The organism is Pseudoalteromonas sp. Cn5-37 (genome assembly GCF_021532495.1).
GTDB lineage: Bacteria > Pseudomonadota > Gammaproteobacteria > Enterobacterales > Alteromonadaceae > Pseudoalteromonas > Pseudoalteromonas simplex.
This window is the reverse complement of the sequence record NZ_JAKGBA010000044.1, coordinates 1-14,389: the sequence shown is the minus strand read 5'-3', so window position 1 is coordinate 14,389 and position 14,389 is coordinate 1. Positions and strand designations below refer to the sequence as shown.

Sequence of the window (14,389 nt, the reverse complement as noted above, 5' to 3'; positions counted from 1 at the left end):
GGCTATTTCAGTTTTGACTTGTTCAATGAGTGTATTCATGACTTACCTCCAAGTTATGGGATAACCCCAAGGTAAGTGTGGCTCAAATTATAAGAATAGGATCTCCGCGTAGCGGCTTAGTTCAACAGTGAAGTACTTGTTTTACGTATGACTTTAGCACCAGGTGAGCAAGATAATTGGCATAAGCATAATGCTGAAACAGTCTATTTTGAGACAGGTGGTAAAGCGACCATCAGTACTAAAGAGTCACAAACAACAATTGAGATCCCTAATGGCTATGTGATGTGGCATGACGCATGGACTCATCAAGTCAAAAATGAGGGTGAAACCACCATCACTGCAATTATTGTCGAAAGGAAATAGATAGGATCAATTATGGCATTAGAAAACCACCCAATGTGGCGCTTACCTAAGCATCACCTAGATTTAAAAAGTTCACATGACCATGTTCATTGGGTTGAATTATTTTATGACCTTATCCATGTGGTAATCATTTTTTTGCTAGGTAATTTTTTGAGCGACCACTTACATTTAAGTGGTTTTCTTACATTTGCAGGTTTGTTCATCACCGTATGGTTTGCGTGGGCTGACTCCAGTGTTTTTAATTCACTCTATGTCAGTACTGATGTAAAACACCGGCTGATCATGGCCTGCCAAATTGTTACCGCCATGGTTATGGCTGCCTCGCTCCCTCATGTACTTGATAAAGGTTGGACATATTTTGCATTAGCCTATGCTGCTAATCGCCTTATTACAGCTTATTTATTTCATCGCACCAATCAATTGGGGGTCGAATCAACAAAATTAGCACGCAGTGTGAGCCGTAACTACTTTGCTCTTGCTATCATTTTTGCTACCACAGCATTTATGCCTGCCCCCTATCGTTATTGGGTGTTTGGCGCTGCGATTGCCGCTATCCAAGTTTTATATATGGCTCCAAAAATTGGAGTACTTGAAAATAAACGCTTTTTACCACGCCTAGGGCATATGTCTGAGCGCTTCGCCCTTTTACTGCTTATTGTCGTAGGCGAAGGTTTCTTTAAATTGGTGATTACTTTATCTGAAAAAGGAGTTTATAAAGTCGACCCCACTGTACTGGCTAACTTTATGTTTGGTGGTATTGCGGTATTTGTGCAATGCTGGATTTACTTTGATTTTGTTGGCAATGGTAAACCTAAAAATCAACACAAATGGACACTCGTTAGTTGGTGGTTAGCTCACCTATTTTTAATGCTATGTGCAGTTATGGTTGGCGTTGCACTCGCCGGCGAAGTGAAAGCCGGGTTTTGGCAGCCGTACCCCCTAAAATATGGTGTCATTGGTTGTGTAGGGTTAGCAGGCTACTTATTGAGCTTATTGTGGATCCAGCTAATGATCGAACATCGCGTAGCCCATCGTTTTGCTACAGCCAAAGTAAGAATGTTTGGCGTTATACTTGCCTTGGTTACTATTCCTATTTTACCCCATGTGCCTTCGCTCATTGGCAACTTACTTTGGGGCACTGCACTGATTTCACAAATTGCCTACCCAGTCACTCGCGCATACTTTACCCTTTCAAAAGAAGAAGCTAATTCATAACGATTACAACACCTTTGCAAAAACGACAAAGGTGTTTTGTTATCCTTGCTGTTTTTAGCAAATAAATTTAGCGCCACAATACCCTCATTACTTAATCATAAATCACTTTCAGGGCGGCATTAAATTGTTAAGTATTGCTTAGCTATGTCCCTTAAAGTTTGGAGTCATAATGAGTTTTGATAAATTAGCGCAAAAACCATTCTCAATTGGGGTTGAACTTCCACTTGATAATGATTGGGCACATTTCAATCAACAATCAAATCAATCATTTGGGATCCCTAATTTAGCTAACCATGAATCACGTGTTCAACTTGCTGATGAGCTTGGCTACGCAGCGGCATGGGTTCGCGACGTACCGATTTATGACCCGCAATTTGGTGATGCCGCCCAAGTTTATGAAACCTTCAGTTACCTTGGCTACTTAGCAGCTAAAACCAAGAATATATTACTTGGCACCGCAGCGGTGGTATTGCCATTGCGCCAACCTTGGCTTGTTAAAAAGGCAGCAAATACTGTGCAAGCGCTTAGTAATGATCGGCTAATTTTAGGTGTTGCCAGCGGTGATAGACCTATTGAATATCCTTTATTCGATATTGATTTTGCAAGCCGTGGTGAGCAACTACGTGAATCTGTTTCGCTACTAAAAGGCGCCCCTAAGCGACCTTTAGAAGCGGGTCAAAAGCTACTACCAGAAGTGAAAAATTTCCCACTTTATGTAGCAGGTCTTGCTCAGCAAAGCCCTCAATGGGTTGGCGAAAACATGGACGGCTGGCTTGCTTACCCAGGCACACCAGATGATCATCAAAAGCGTGTCGCTTTGTGGCGAGAGGTCGCAGGAAATAAGCCGTACGTTAGTTTTATTCATTTAAATTTATTAGATGATCCTGATGCACCTATAAAACGTCATCGTTTTGGGGTTGAAACAGGCGTCAACGGACTCATCTCAGAGCTAAAGGCAATGAAAAATGCCGGTGTGAATCACATCGGCCTGCACTTTAGACGTAACGAATTACCCATTGAATGGGCATTAAAGCACATCGGCGAACATGTTTTGCCCACGTTCCATAATTAAGGAGTTATGATGTCACAATCAATTATGCCAAAACTGGGTTTTGGTACATTTAGATTACAAGACGAAGTTGCATATCAAAGTGTGCTAACAGCTATTGAAGAGGGCTTTAGACACATCGACACTGCGCAAATTTACGGTAACGAAGAAGCTGTTGGCCGAGCGATTAAAGACAGTGGTGTTGCACGTGGTGAGTTATTTATTACCACCAAAGTATGGAATGATAAGTTAAATAAAACGGACTTTATTAACAGCGTAAAAGAGAGCCTGACTAAACTACAACTAGATTACGTCGACTTACTGCTTATTCATTGGCCAAGCCCACCCAATGGCGAAAGCATGCATGAGTATTTGAGTGAATTACAATCCGCAAAAGAGCTTGGTTTAACGAAAGAAATTGGTGTTTCAAACTTTACCATTGCACAAATGGAAGAAGCCTTAAGTATTTTGCCAAAAGGCGCATTATTTACCAATCAAGTTGAAGTTCACCCCTACCTAACCAATCAAAAGGTACGTGATTTTTGTGCCCAAAACGACATTCTCGTTACCGGCTATATGCCATTTGCGGTAGGTAAAGTACTTAAAGATCCAACCATCAAAGCGATTGCAGACAAACACCAAGTGAGCACCGCTGAAGTAGTCATTGCTTGGGAGTTAGCGCATGACATGGTGACGATACCGTCATCTACCAAACGCGAAAATATGGCTATCAACTTAAATGCCCTTTCGCTTAGCTTAAGCCAAGACGAGATCAATCAAATTGATGCCCTTAGTTGCGGCGACAGGCAAGCAAACCCGGATTTTGCTCCTGACTGGGATCATGATGAAGTAAAGACAACTCATGCTTGGCAGTTTCAAGGTGCTGATAAAGCACTCGCTTTGGGATTGAAAGCTGTACCAGCACTTAAAGCAGGGCAAATTTTGGTCCGAAACCTAACGGTTGGTATTAATCCAGTTGATTGGAAGTTTATTCAAGCTGACCCTATAAATTGGGCAGATACACATACACCTGGCGTAGACGGTGCTGGGGTTGTTGAGCAGGTAGGCGATGGCGTCGATACCAAACTAATTGGTAAAACAGTCGCTTATCATCATAGCTTGAGTGAAAACGGCAGCTTTGCTAAACACACAGTACTTTATGCAGAGCGTGTTATGCAGGTGCCAAAAGGGTTAGCTGTCAATGTTGCTGCTGCATTACCTTGCCCACTGCTTACTGCATGGCAAGCTTTTAGCAAAATACCATTACGCAAAGACGAAAAAGTATTAGTAACCGGCATGGGAGCTGTTAATAAACTGCTGACACAAATGCTGAATCACAGTGGCTTTGAAGTACATGCTTTATCAAAAAGCCTAACGACTGAGCAAGCCGAAAAGCTTGGCGTTAAGTTAGTATTACGCGACGCACCATCTGAAGGTGGCTACTTTGCACTCTTTGATGCTAATGGCCCTGAAGAAGCTAAAAAGTTAGTGCCACTTCTACAGGCAAATGGTCATGTGATCAGTATTTTAGGACGCATTGAAACCCCAGTCGATGAACCATTCACGCGCACTATTTCTTATCATGAAATTGCCCTTGGTGCATTACACGATTATGGTGATTCACAGCAATGGCAACATCTTGTAAGTGATGGCGAAAAGCTCCTTAATGACATTGCGTCGGGTACTTTAAATGTTGAAGAACCCACTGACTTTGAATTTAACAATCTCAATGATGCCCTTGAGTTTTCTAAAGTTCAAAAGCAAAAAGCCGTTGTAGTTGTTTAGTTATCATTTAAAAGGCCTCTTCTGAGGCCTTTTTATTTTATTCTGCTGTTTCTTTAGGTGTATTGTTGAATACAGCTAAATGATAAATAATCACTAAATTCGCTATAAACCACAGATCTTTAATTACAAACTGACCTAATCGCTCAAACACTGTAACGCTGCTAAGCGCATTAGGTGCGGTAATTAAAAATGTTTGTGTCATGATAAATACCGAGCAACAGGCTAGTCCAGCAAGTAAAATAAGTTTCGCATTTCTGATATACAAGCCAACACCTAACAGCGCCACACTCAAAATATCAAATATGCCAATCGCATTTGATGCCCCTTGCACGCTAAAAACAATATACAACCAAGACATAAACGGTGAAGACTCAACAAGGCTAACAATCGCATTTGCTTCAAAAGCAAAAAACTTCATTGCGCCAATCCAAACCAACACTAATGCCACCGATGCATAATTCAAAGCAACATGCGCTTTATCACTCAAAACATCTTTGTAAAACACAAATAAAAATAAAGGAATAACAGCAAAATACTTAATAATACCCTGCCCCGAACCAATTACTGGAAAACCCCCTTCACTTGCAAGCCAACGATTTGCACTGAGCAATGTAAGTAAACAGGTAAGTGCAATAATAAGAGCGGTCACGGTGGGAAGCGCCCTATTAATAAATCCTAAATGAGAATGAAGGCTGGTAATACCTACAAAACAAAGTGCAAAGCCTGCAATCATACTCATGAGATGATCAGGTACCTGAGTCTCTAAACCATAAAACGAAAATATACTGCCAATAGCATTGGGGTTTGCCCCCAAAATAAAAGACAAACCCAATAAAGAAAAACTGATAGTAATAAGTGCAATCACTAAATTATTTGATGTACGTAAATTCATTTAAACCCCTCTATAAAACTCAATTAGAAGACCTAAGTTAGGGATAAAAACATTCACCATTTTATAATTTACTATCACCTTTTCCTGTTAAATACATATAACCTTTTGAATAATAACAATTATAAAGTTAGTCTTGTGAAACTTTCACAAAGAGTGAAAAGATAGTCGCCAAAGCAATTAACATCGCTATTACGACCAATGCAGACGCAAGTGAAGAAAAATGTGCAATTTGACCGACACTTGCAGGCCCCATTAATACACCTAAATAACCAAATGTTGTTACAGCAGGAATTGCCGTAGCTTGCGACATGTAGGTTTGCTTCCCTGCCGCAGAAAACATAATTGGTACAACGTTGGCACAACCTATTCCCATTAACACATAACCAAATAGCGCAACATAAAAGCTCATTGATACAATAGCGATTATCAAGCCAAGGCTTGCTACTAAACCACTTATAGTCAGAACAGCCCTTTGCCCATGCTTTGCAATAATGCGATCGCCAAATAAGCGCCCTAAAGTCATTGTGACTGAAAAGCTAAAAATCCCTAATGCCGCCATTCCTGTTGATGCATTTTGATAATCAATTAAATATATTCCGCTCCAATCTAAAACGGTTCCCTCTGCGAGAAACATTGCAAAGCAAATAATGCCAATTAAAATCACCGGGCCTTTTGGGAGCGCAAATGCAGGACCTTCATTGGGGCTTGCAAAAGGAAGTAAGTCTCTCTTTGCGAAGATCAAACACAGTAATACTATCGCCGCCATTAGCATACAGATTTCGAATGCCGAAAAACCAGCAATTAGCAGCATTGCTACAGCACCCGCCCCTAAAATACCACCTAAACTGTAAAAGCCATGAAAACCAGACATAAGTGAAAGCTTAGAACGTTCTTCAACCAACACAGCCTGAATGTTCATAACACAATCAGTTGCGCCGATAGAAAGGCCAAAAATCACCAGTAAAGTTGCCAAGCTAGCCACACTATTTACTAAAGCAAAAAATGGTAGGCAAAAAATAATCATCATCGTTGAGAGCTGTAATACACGTTTACAACCATACTTAGTTGCGAGCGCACCTGATACAGGCATAGCAAATATTGCACCTGCACCAAGACACAAAAGCAACAACCCTAAAGTACTCTCATCAATGCCAATATGCGCTTTAATGACTGGTATGAGCGATGCCCACGTAGCCGTGGCTAAACCTGCACACAAAAATAGTAACCTTGTAACGAGTACTTCGCGCTTTTTAAACGGATACCTTTCTAACAACATCAAGCAAAACCTTCCATAAAACATCACAATCGAGCAGGGTAAGTGACTAGGTTAAAACCCGTCACCTTCCCTCATTCCAGTTTATAACTAAGCTAAGGCTTAGTTATTGAGCTATTTAACTCTAAACAATCACAAAATTGCTAAAACGAGCATGCAATGCTACATTAGACTCAGTTTAAACTGCTCAATTATGATTATTTATGCTCGATTATGCTTCATTCCCAGATCAGAGGCAAGCACTGATCAAAGATCATTTACAACAAACCGGCCGAGTTGTGTGTGTTCAATTAGCCAAAGAACTTAATGTCTCAGAACATACGATCCGCCGAGATCTGCAAGAATTAGCAAATCAAGGGGTGTGTAAAAAAGTGTATGGCGGCGCTGTCATTAATGCACAAAATGATGGCAGTTTAGTGCAACGAATGGTTTTAAATAGTGACCGTAAGCAGCTTTTAGCTAAAGCGTGTATTCCTTACTTTAAAGAGCATGCATTTGTTTTTATTGATTCTGGCAGTACCAATTTAGCCATTGCAAGTATGATCCCACACGATCTTGCCTTAACGGTGGTTACCCACACGCCTGCAATTGCTATTGCACTACAATCACACCAACAATGTGATGTGATTCTGTTAGGTGGAAAAATAAGTAAGCAACAAGGCGCTGCAATTGGTAGTTGCTCGTTAAAGCAATTACAAACAATGCATTTTGACCTAGCAGTTTTAGGCGCTTGCGCAATCGATGCTGAGGTGGGTGTTTCAGCGTTTGACGTTGAAGATGCACAGTTTAAACAGGCTATAGTAAAACAAAGCAATAATGTATTAATCGCCGTTACTGAAGAAAAGCTGTCTTCAGTCGCTAGGCATAAAGTGACAGCGTTAGACGCTATTTCTGTTTTAATTACTGACGCCAAGAAAAACGATATAAAACTCGCTGAATTTAAAGACACTGAATTAGAACTTGTCTGTACCTCTGAATAAAATAAAACAGCAATTTTGTTCAAGTTTTTAGGTTGCCAGCTTCGCTATATTGGCGTAGGAATAATAACGAAGCGCACACCCTTCAGGAGCATCTGTGAGCAAAGACAATCACTTTAAGTACATTAACAACGAACAGTATCAGAGCATCTCGATGTTGACTGCAACTATGAGTGATTTTACCTATGCAAAACATGCTCACGAAGAGTATTCAATTGGCATTACTCTACAAGGGCGGCAAGATTTCTTTTGTCGTAATGCGTTTTATAAAAGCGTACCTGGCAATGTCATTTTGTTTAACCCTGAAGATATTCACGATGGTCACTCTGGCACTGAGCAAAACCTAGAGTATCTTATGCTGTACATTCATCCCGATGAATTTAAGCCTTTGTTCAAAGCACTTGGGTATAAGCAAGATTGCACATTACGTATGGCAAACACCTTGTATGCTGATCCATTACTGCGTAATCAAGTGATTCACTTATCAAGGCTTTTACAAACCAATAGCACCAGCAAAATAGAGCGAGAAGCAGCAGTATTGCAAATGGCGCAGTCTTTAGTCAGGCTCAACGGTAGCCTTGATTTGCCAACTTTAAGCACCCGTGTTGATAGCTTGCTTCTGCGTGCAAAAGACTACATTTTGGCAAATATCGACAATGACATTTCTATTGATGACATTGCCCATGCTGCCACCATGTCGAAATTTCATTTTATCCGCCGCTTTCGCGAGCACTTCGGTATTACTCCACATCAATATGTTTTGAACTGTCGTATTAATTATGCCCGTAAAGCGTTACAGGTTGGCCGTGATGCCACCAGCGTGGCGGTTGAATCTGGCTTCGCTGATGCCAGCCACCTCAATCGTAACTTCAAACGAGCATTTGGTATGACACCAAAACAATTTCAACTGCAATGGGCTCGTAGATAGAGCTAAATGACTGATTTGGAGCTGTTATGGCAGATATTTTTGCATATGCTATTGGCATTATGTACACCCCTGGGCCAATCAATTTACTCGGTTTAAGCAGCGGCTTAAATAAACAAACTCGTTCACACCTTGGTTTTTTTATCGGCGTGGGTAGCGCGATGTTTATCTTATTTGTGCTGCTTGGCTACCTTGGCTTGCAAGTGATCAATCCGCAGTTTTTGCCTTATGTGAGCTTAATTGGTTGCGGCTATATTTTGTATATTGCCTGGAAAGTCGCAAAAGCAAATGTACAGGTGAGTGATACCTCAGCAGATGCCTCACTTAGCTTTTTCGATGGCCTGTTTATGCAGCTATTAAATCCAAAAGCCTTGGTGGCCACTTTGCCAATTGCTACGATTCAATTCCCAAGCGCCGATATTACTGGCGCTGCAATCGTATTTTGGTCTTTTATTTTAGCCATCCTTGCCTTCGGTGCGCCTACAAGTTACTCGTTAGCGGGCTTGGTGCTTGGCAAGCAAGTATCACGGCCGGGTGTTTTTAACATGTTTAATAAATTAATGGCTGTTTTGTTGGTTTATGTTGCGCTAATGATTGCCTACGAGCATGTGCTAACCCCGTTAATGGCCTAAAATTGATCATCCCTCGCAAACAGGCATAATAGCCTTATTCAGCAAACGGTTATCACAAAATGATGCAAGGCAATCTATCTATCCGCTCTTACAGTACTAAGCCTGTTAGTCATAGCCATGACTATCATCAACTTGTACTGCCCTTAAAAGGTGTGATTGCTATCAGTGTCGGTGATTTTCAAGGTAAAGTCGCCCCCGGTGAATGCGTGGTTGTCAAAGCCTCGCAAACGCATCTTTTTACCGCAATGCCAGAAGCTCGATTTGTGGTGGCCGATATGCCAAAGTTACCAGATAACCTAGCGATTGCTGAACGCTGCGTGTTTGCTATTAATCAATCACTTTGGGCATTTTTGCAGTTTGTGGCAAAGCAACTTGAGCAAGCGGTTAATCGTGAATTAGAACTTGCCATGTTTAACACCTTCAATTTGCTGTTAGCTGAGCAAATTATGCAGCCTAAGGTCGACAGCCGTATTAGCGAGGCACTGCTTTATATTGAAAGTCACTTAAGCGCTCCTCTTCATATCAAACACCTTGCCAGCATTGCCTGTTTAAGCCCTACGCAATTTAAGCTGCTGTTTAAGCAACAAACCGGATTAACTGTCATGAACTATGTAACTAAACAGCGAATGGAAAAAGCCCAAGCCTTACTCAGTCATACCGACTACCCGTTGCAGCGTATTAGTGAGTTAGTTGGTTACAATGAGCTTTCATCTTTTAGCCGTAGTTTTTCAAAGTACTTTGGCTTATCACCAAGCAAGTTCAAAAAATAACTTTAGTTTTAAACGCCAACAAAACCGTCCTTTTTGTCAAAAACCTTGCATCAATTTTGATTATGCTTTTGATATCTTAAATTTAAAGCGAATCATCAATGAACCATACCATCGCGACCATTGCCGTTTTAGTTGCCAGTGTGTTTTGGGGCACAACAGGCACAGCCGCAAGCTTTGCACCAGACATTAGCCCTTTTGCAATAGGTGCGTTTGCGATGGGGTTTGGCGGCGCATTACTTTGCTTAACCTCACTAACTCAGCTAATAAACAATGCAAGTACACTGCGTAAGCACTACCCCCTAACCCTACTAGGTTCAGCCTGTGTGGCTATTTATCCGCTGGCATTTTATACCTCGATGAATAGCGCTGGTGTGGCAATAGGCACCGTTGTTTCGATTGCCAGCGCCCCTTTATTTACCGTCTTATTGGAATACTTAATTGAGAAAAAGCCCATTGCAACTCGCTGGCTAGTCAGCTTTTGCTTTGGTGCTATTGGCATTAGCTTAATCGCGTTAGGTAAAGAGCATAACCTTGCTGCTAAGGGGCTGTTTAGCCAAAACATCGGCATTATACTTGGCTTAATTGCAGGGCTTACCTATGCGGGTTATTCATGGGTTGCCAAACGCTTAATTAGCTACGGCATTCATTCAAGAGCGACCATGGCAAGCCTATTTGGTGGCGCTGCATGTGTACTCTTGCCTTCGTTATTGATCACTGGAGATACGCTTTTTGCCACGGTTACCAATACCAGCGTGGCGCTTTACATGGCCATAGTACCGATGTTTTTAGGTTATTGGCTATTTAGTATTGGCTTAAAAACCATCGCGGCTAGCCAAGCCGTGCTCATTACTTTACTTGAGCCGATTATCGCCACCGTACTGGCTATTGTGATTTTAAATGAGCAATTTCAGCAAATTGGCTGGCTTGGGATTAGTTTAGTGAGCGTTAGTTTGGTAATTCAAACGGTCAATATTAAGCAGTTCGTGATACACTGCAAAAAACGCATATTGACGATTTAAGATGAGAAAAGACAGCCGATTATCACGGGTTTTGCATGTGCTGATCCATTTAAACAGTTACAGCCACCCTATTACATCAGAGACATTAGCAAACATGTTAATGACCAACCCTGTGGTCGTGCGCCGTACAATGGCGTTACTGCGTCAAGCAGGTTATGTGTCGGCAATCAAAGGTCACAATGGCGGCTGGCTACTGGCCACTCCCTTAACAGACATCACTTTATTTGATATTCACCAAGCGCTTGGCGAAAAGAACCTGTTTGTAATTGGTCTAACCGATGAGCACAGCAACTGCCCTATCGAACATGCAGTTAACAGCGCCCTGCAAAACGCAATGGACGATGCAGAAGCCCTGTTATTAAAACGTTTTGCTGAAGTGTCGCTTGCAGAGCTTGCCAGTCAATTTAAAAAATAAGCGTCGTTACACTGCCTATTAATTGGCTTACGGCAATAAAAATAGGCAATCACAGCCTAATTAAGAGCCTTATACTTATAAAGCAAGCGGTATTTCGATTTTAGAAATAAAATCCCATCACTGCCATCATGTAGAGCAAGCACTCTAAACACCCTACAAACCCGACCATTTCAAGCAATTAAGTAAATTCCCAATCTATCCTGGTCATTTTCTGATTGCCTGCCATAGTGCTTTTTCGGCATTTTAGACAAACACCCTGTCATTTTAGGCAAACATTCGTTTCAGCCCACTCCTATACTTAATCTCAATCAAGGACGCAAAGCAAACAGCTCTGCAATCGAGAATAGTCTCTGTCCTTACTTATTAACCCAAAGAGGATTTACGCTCATGAACAAAGTTACTTTTCCAAACACGAACGGTTTAGATATTACTATCGCGGGCTTATTAAATTTACCTGCTGATTTTGATGAAACAAAAACATACCCAGCCGTTGTAGTATCGCACCCAGGTGGTGGTGTTAAAGAGCAAACAGCAGGGACTTACGCACGTAAACTAGCTGAGCAAGGTTTTGTCGCTATTGCATACGATGCATCTTACCAAGGTGAAAGCACAGGCGAGCCACGCCAACTTGAAAACCCACATGTTCGTACCGAGGATGTGAGTGCAGTAATCGATTACTTAACGACCTTACCTTATGTAGACAATGATCGCATTGGCGCAATGGGGATCTGTGCGGGTGCAGGTTACACCGCAAATGCTGCAATTAACGACCGCCGTATTAAAGCCGTTGGCACAGTCAGCATGGTAAATATTGGCCAAATGTTCCGTAATGGCTGGGATAACAATGTAAAAGACAGCGACGCTATCCCATATATCCAAGCTGGCTCTGATTCTCGCACATCGGATGCAAGTGGTAACGAGATTGCGACCATCCCAATGGCACCACTTAAAGAAGAAGATGCACCAAACGAAGAGCTTCGCCAAGCGTGGGAATACTACCACACAGACCGCGCAGCTTATTGCACTGCACCGGGTTTTGCGACTGCACGCAGCTTAAATCAAATCATCACTTATGATGCATTCTTTAAAGCTGAAGCATTTTTAACGCAACCATTACTGACCGTCGTCGGCAGCAATGCAGGCAGCAAGTGGATGAGCGATGACCTAATGGCGCGCGCAGCATCAAGCAGCAAAAAAATGTACATCGTTGAAGGTGCGAACCACATGGACCTATACGATGGCGAAAGTGAAATCACTGAAGCAATCAGCGTATTAGCCCCTTTCTTTACAAGCAATCTGTAATTATTAATCCGTATGAGCCCAAACAGGGCTCATACCTAAACGGTATTTAGGAGAAAAATATGAACATTCAAACAGTTAGTATTCAAAACCACGATATGACTTGGGCTATCTCAGCACTTGTTTTAACACCTGCTAATTTTGATGAGTCAAAAACCTACCCAACCATGATCAGTGTTCACCCATTTGGTAGCTGTAAAGAACAAACCTCAAGTAGTGTATATGGTAAAGCACTTGCTGAAGCGGGTTATGTGGTTATTGCCTTCGATGCCAGCTATCAAGGTCAATCTGGCGGTACACCTCGCTTTATTGAAAATCCATCACAACGTGTTGAAGATATTAGCCATGTTATTGATTATGCGGTGACACTGCCTTATGTCGATAAGGAGCGCATTGGTAGCATTGGGGTATGTGGTGGGGGTGCTTATGTATTTAACTCTGCACTGACTGAAAAACGCGTAAAAGCCGTGGTCGGCATCACACCAGTTAATTTAGGTCGTTTATTTAGAGAAGCATTCACCGAGTTTAACCCGCTTGGCGCACTTGAAGCGATGGCAGCACAACGTACTGCTGAAGCACTTGGTGGTGATTTACAAGTTAACGAATTACTCCCACCAAGCATTGAGTTTGCCCGCGACAATGGCCTGACTGAACGTGATGTTTTCGAAGCGACTGATTACTACAAAACACCGCGTGGTCAAAGCGAAGGTGGCGCAACACGTATGTTATTTTCTCATGCACAAAAAACCCTCACGTGGGATGCTTTCGCGTTTGCCGAAACATTAATGACTCAACCTATGATGGCTGTAATTGGTCAAAAAGTAGGGGCATTTGGTGCATACCGTGACGGTAAAGAAATTTACGGAAAATCATTTTCATCAAAAGACCGACAACTCGTTGAACTAGAAGATTGGTCGCACTATGACCTGTACGATAAGCCTGAGCCAGTTGCGCTAGCGATGCAGCAGATACTGCCTTTTTTAACCAAGCATTTATAAAAAGGCACTTGTAAGCTGAGCATGCATAAAGCAAAGAAGTTAGGCCTCATGCTTGGCCTAACTTACTTTTGTTGTTGATTTGAATTTGCGATTTTAGGAGTTAACAGAATGATTAAATGGCTATTTATAATACTCGCAGTGGTCGTATTAGGGCTTTTATCTCTTGCCATTTGGGTCACACAAACCGAAAAATCACAGCATGCTAAAAACAGCTTACATCTACAAAATGCTGAGCCGAGAATCACGCTTGATGCCAAAACAGCCGTCGTGGTTTTTTCTCGCTCTGGTAATACTGGGGTTTTAGCAGATCACATAGCACAAAAGCATAACGCGGAGCTGTTTGAGATAACAGCGACAGATTACGAGTTAGGTATTCCTGGTTGGATAGCCGCTCTTAATGATGCCAGAAGCAACGTAGCAACAATTACCCCGAGTAATATTAACCTTGAAGAGTATCACACCATTTATTTAGGCTCGCCTATTTGGCTTTATAGCCCTGCCCCACCGATATGGCAGTTTGCAAAAAATAATGACTTTTCAGGTAAAAATGTGATTTTATTTAATACCTTTAATAGTAAGTTCGAACAGCATTTTATTGATGATTTTGAAAAGCTGGTTCGGGCAAATGGCGCAAAAACGTTTTCTCACAGGTACGGCGTTGTTTCCTAAAAGTTTGAACTATCTTGCCAGCCTGTGATCAGATCATCTATATCCTACTAGCCCGTGCAACAACAATGAGCAAAATCACAAACTGGTCTCACTATAATCAAGCCCTCGT

At 41.8% G+C, this 14,389-nt stretch carries 15 protein-coding genes and 1 pseudogene; 14 read left to right on the top strand and 2 right to left on the bottom strand.

Translation table 11 applies throughout. The features are described from left to right. Positions 1–147: 147 nt before the first annotated feature. The 5 genes and pseudogenes from L1266_RS20940 (at position 148) to L1266_RS20920 (ending at position 4,411) form a co-directional block, all read left to right on the top strand. A complete protein-coding gene (locus L1266_RS20940; protein WP_235378286.1) occupies positions 148–363 on the top strand; it encodes a hypothetical protein in 216 nt (71 codons plus the stop codon). A gap of 12 nt (positions 364–375) precedes the next feature. After that, positions 376–1,578 (top strand): low temperature requirement protein A, encoded by a 1,203-nt coding sequence (locus tag L1266_RS20935; protein ID WP_138617859.1) that lies wholly within the window; start codon positions 376–378, stop codon positions 1,576–1,578. A gap of 169 nt (positions 1,579–1,747) precedes the next feature. After that, positions 1,748–2,650, top strand: a complete 903-nt coding sequence (locus L1266_RS20930; RefSeq protein WP_235378285.1) for a TIGR03571 family LLM class oxidoreductase — start codon at positions 1,748–1,750, stop codon at positions 2,648–2,650. Between the two features lie 9 nt (positions 2,651–2,659). Beyond that, a pseudogene (dkgB, locus tag L1266_RS20925) lies at positions 2,660–3,466 on the top strand (2,5-didehydrogluconate reductase DkgB); the annotation flags it as partial. 60 nt (positions 3,467–3,526) lie between these two features. Continuing rightward, positions 3,527–4,411 (top strand): alcohol dehydrogenase catalytic domain-containing protein, encoded by an 885-nt coding sequence (locus L1266_RS20920; protein WP_235378288.1) that lies wholly within the window; start codon positions 3,527–3,529, stop codon positions 4,409–4,411. A gap of 37 nt (positions 4,412–4,448) precedes the next feature. Here the strand turns inward: L1266_RS20920 and L1266_RS20915 are convergent, their stop codons facing one another. Next, entirely contained in the window at positions 4,449–5,303 is an 855-nt protein-coding gene (locus L1266_RS20915; protein ID WP_235378284.1) for a DUF417 family protein, read from the bottom strand. Positions 5,304–5,430: 127 nt separating this feature from the next. Then, the gene (locus L1266_RS20910; RefSeq protein WP_054553540.1) at positions 5,431–6,579 is read right to left on the bottom strand and encodes an MFS transporter; all 1,149 of its coding nucleotides are present in this window, start codon (positions 6,577–6,579) and stop codon (positions 5,431–5,433) included. Between the two features lie 200 nt (positions 6,580–6,779). Here L1266_RS20910 and L1266_RS20905 point away from each other — a divergent pair, with 200 nt between their 5' ends. The 9 genes from L1266_RS20905 (at position 6,780) to L1266_RS20865 (ending at position 14,280) form a co-directional block, all read left to right on the top strand. Further along, positions 6,780–7,556 (top strand): DeoR/GlpR family DNA-binding transcription regulator, encoded by a 777-nt coding sequence (locus L1266_RS20905; protein WP_235378283.1) that lies wholly within the window; start codon positions 6,780–6,782, stop codon positions 7,554–7,556. Positions 7,557–7,650: 94 nt separating this feature from the next. Beyond that, a complete protein-coding gene (locus L1266_RS20900) occupies positions 7,651–8,481 on the top strand; it encodes an AraC family transcriptional regulator (RefSeq protein ID WP_235378282.1) in 831 nt (276 codons plus the stop codon). A gap of 26 nt (positions 8,482–8,507) precedes the next feature. Beyond that, entirely contained in the window at positions 8,508–9,110 is a 603-nt protein-coding gene (locus tag L1266_RS20895) for a LysE family translocator (protein ID WP_138617869.1), read from the top strand. 59 nt (positions 9,111–9,169) lie between these two features. Next, positions 9,170–9,880 carry an AraC family transcriptional regulator gene (locus L1266_RS20890; protein WP_328260849.1) on the top strand — a complete coding sequence of 237 codons (711 nt, stop codon included), beginning with the start codon at positions 9,170–9,172 and terminating at the stop codon, positions 9,878–9,880. 98 nt (positions 9,881–9,978) lie between these two features. Beyond that, positions 9,979–10,899 carry a DMT family transporter gene (locus L1266_RS20885; RefSeq protein ID WP_235378281.1) on the top strand — a complete coding sequence of 307 codons (921 nt, stop codon included), beginning with the start codon at positions 9,979–9,981 and terminating at the stop codon, positions 10,897–10,899. Between the two features lies 1 nt (position 10,900). After that, positions 10,901–11,314, top strand: a complete 414-nt coding sequence (locus L1266_RS20880) for an Rrf2 family transcriptional regulator (RefSeq protein ID WP_054553535.1) — start codon at positions 10,901–10,903, stop codon at positions 11,312–11,314. Positions 11,315–11,701: 387 nt separating this feature from the next. Continuing rightward, positions 11,702–12,616, top strand: coding sequence for an alpha/beta hydrolase (locus L1266_RS20875; protein WP_138617873.1), 915 nt, complete (start codon positions 11,702–11,704; stop codon positions 12,614–12,616). Between the two features lie 59 nt (positions 12,617–12,675). Beyond that, positions 12,676–13,611 carry an alpha/beta hydrolase gene (locus L1266_RS20870; protein WP_235378280.1) on the top strand — a complete coding sequence of 312 codons (936 nt, stop codon included), beginning with the start codon at positions 12,676–12,678 and terminating at the stop codon, positions 13,609–13,611. 108 nt (positions 13,612–13,719) lie between these two features. Next, positions 13,720–14,280: a flavodoxin family protein gene (locus tag L1266_RS20865; RefSeq protein WP_235378279.1), complete on the top strand. Its 561-nt coding sequence runs from the start codon at positions 13,720–13,722 to the stop codon at positions 14,278–14,280. Positions 14,281–14,389 lie beyond the last annotated feature (109 nt).

Excerpts from the sequence above, each read along its gene's own strand:
- L1266_RS20935 (WP_138617859.1), top strand. The coding sequence starts at position 376 with ATGGCATTAGAAAACCACCCAATGTGGCGCTTACCTAAGCATCACCTA.
- L1266_RS20890 (WP_328260849.1), top strand. The coding sequence starts at position 9,170 with ATGATGCAAGGCAATCTATCTATCCGCTCTTACAGTACTAAGCCTGTT.
- L1266_RS20895 (WP_138617869.1), top strand. The coding sequence starts at position 8,508 with ATGGCAGATATTTTTGCATATGCTATTGGCATTATGTACACCCCTGGG.
- L1266_RS20915 (WP_235378284.1), bottom strand. The coding sequence starts at position 5,303 with ATGAATTTACGTACATCAAATAATTTAGTGATTGCACTTATTACTATC.
- L1266_RS20940 (WP_235378286.1), top strand. The coding sequence starts at position 148 with ATGACTTTAGCACCAGGTGAGCAAGATAATTGGCATAAGCATAATGCT.
- L1266_RS20875 (WP_138617873.1), top strand. The coding sequence starts at position 11,702 with ATGAACAAAGTTACTTTTCCAAACACGAACGGTTTAGATATTACTATC.
- L1266_RS20905 (WP_235378283.1), top strand. The coding sequence starts at position 6,780 with ATGCTCGATTATGCTTCATTCCCAGATCAGAGGCAAGCACTGATCAAA.
- L1266_RS20865 (WP_235378279.1), top strand. The coding sequence starts at position 13,720 with ATGATTAAATGGCTATTTATAATACTCGCAGTGGTCGTATTAGGGCTT.
- L1266_RS20885 (WP_235378281.1), top strand. The coding sequence starts at position 9,979 with ATGAACCATACCATCGCGACCATTGCCGTTTTAGTTGCCAGTGTGTTT.
- L1266_RS20930 (WP_235378285.1), top strand. The coding sequence starts at position 1,748 with ATGAGTTTTGATAAATTAGCGCAAAAACCATTCTCAATTGGGGTTGAA.
- L1266_RS20870 (WP_235378280.1), top strand. The coding sequence starts at position 12,676 with ATGAACATTCAAACAGTTAGTATTCAAAACCACGATATGACTTGGGCT.
- L1266_RS20910 (WP_054553540.1), bottom strand. The coding sequence starts at position 6,579 with ATGTTGTTAGAAAGGTATCCGTTTAAAAAGCGCGAAGTACTCGTTACA.
- L1266_RS20880 (WP_054553535.1), top strand. The coding sequence starts at position 10,901 with ATGAGAAAAGACAGCCGATTATCACGGGTTTTGCATGTGCTGATCCAT.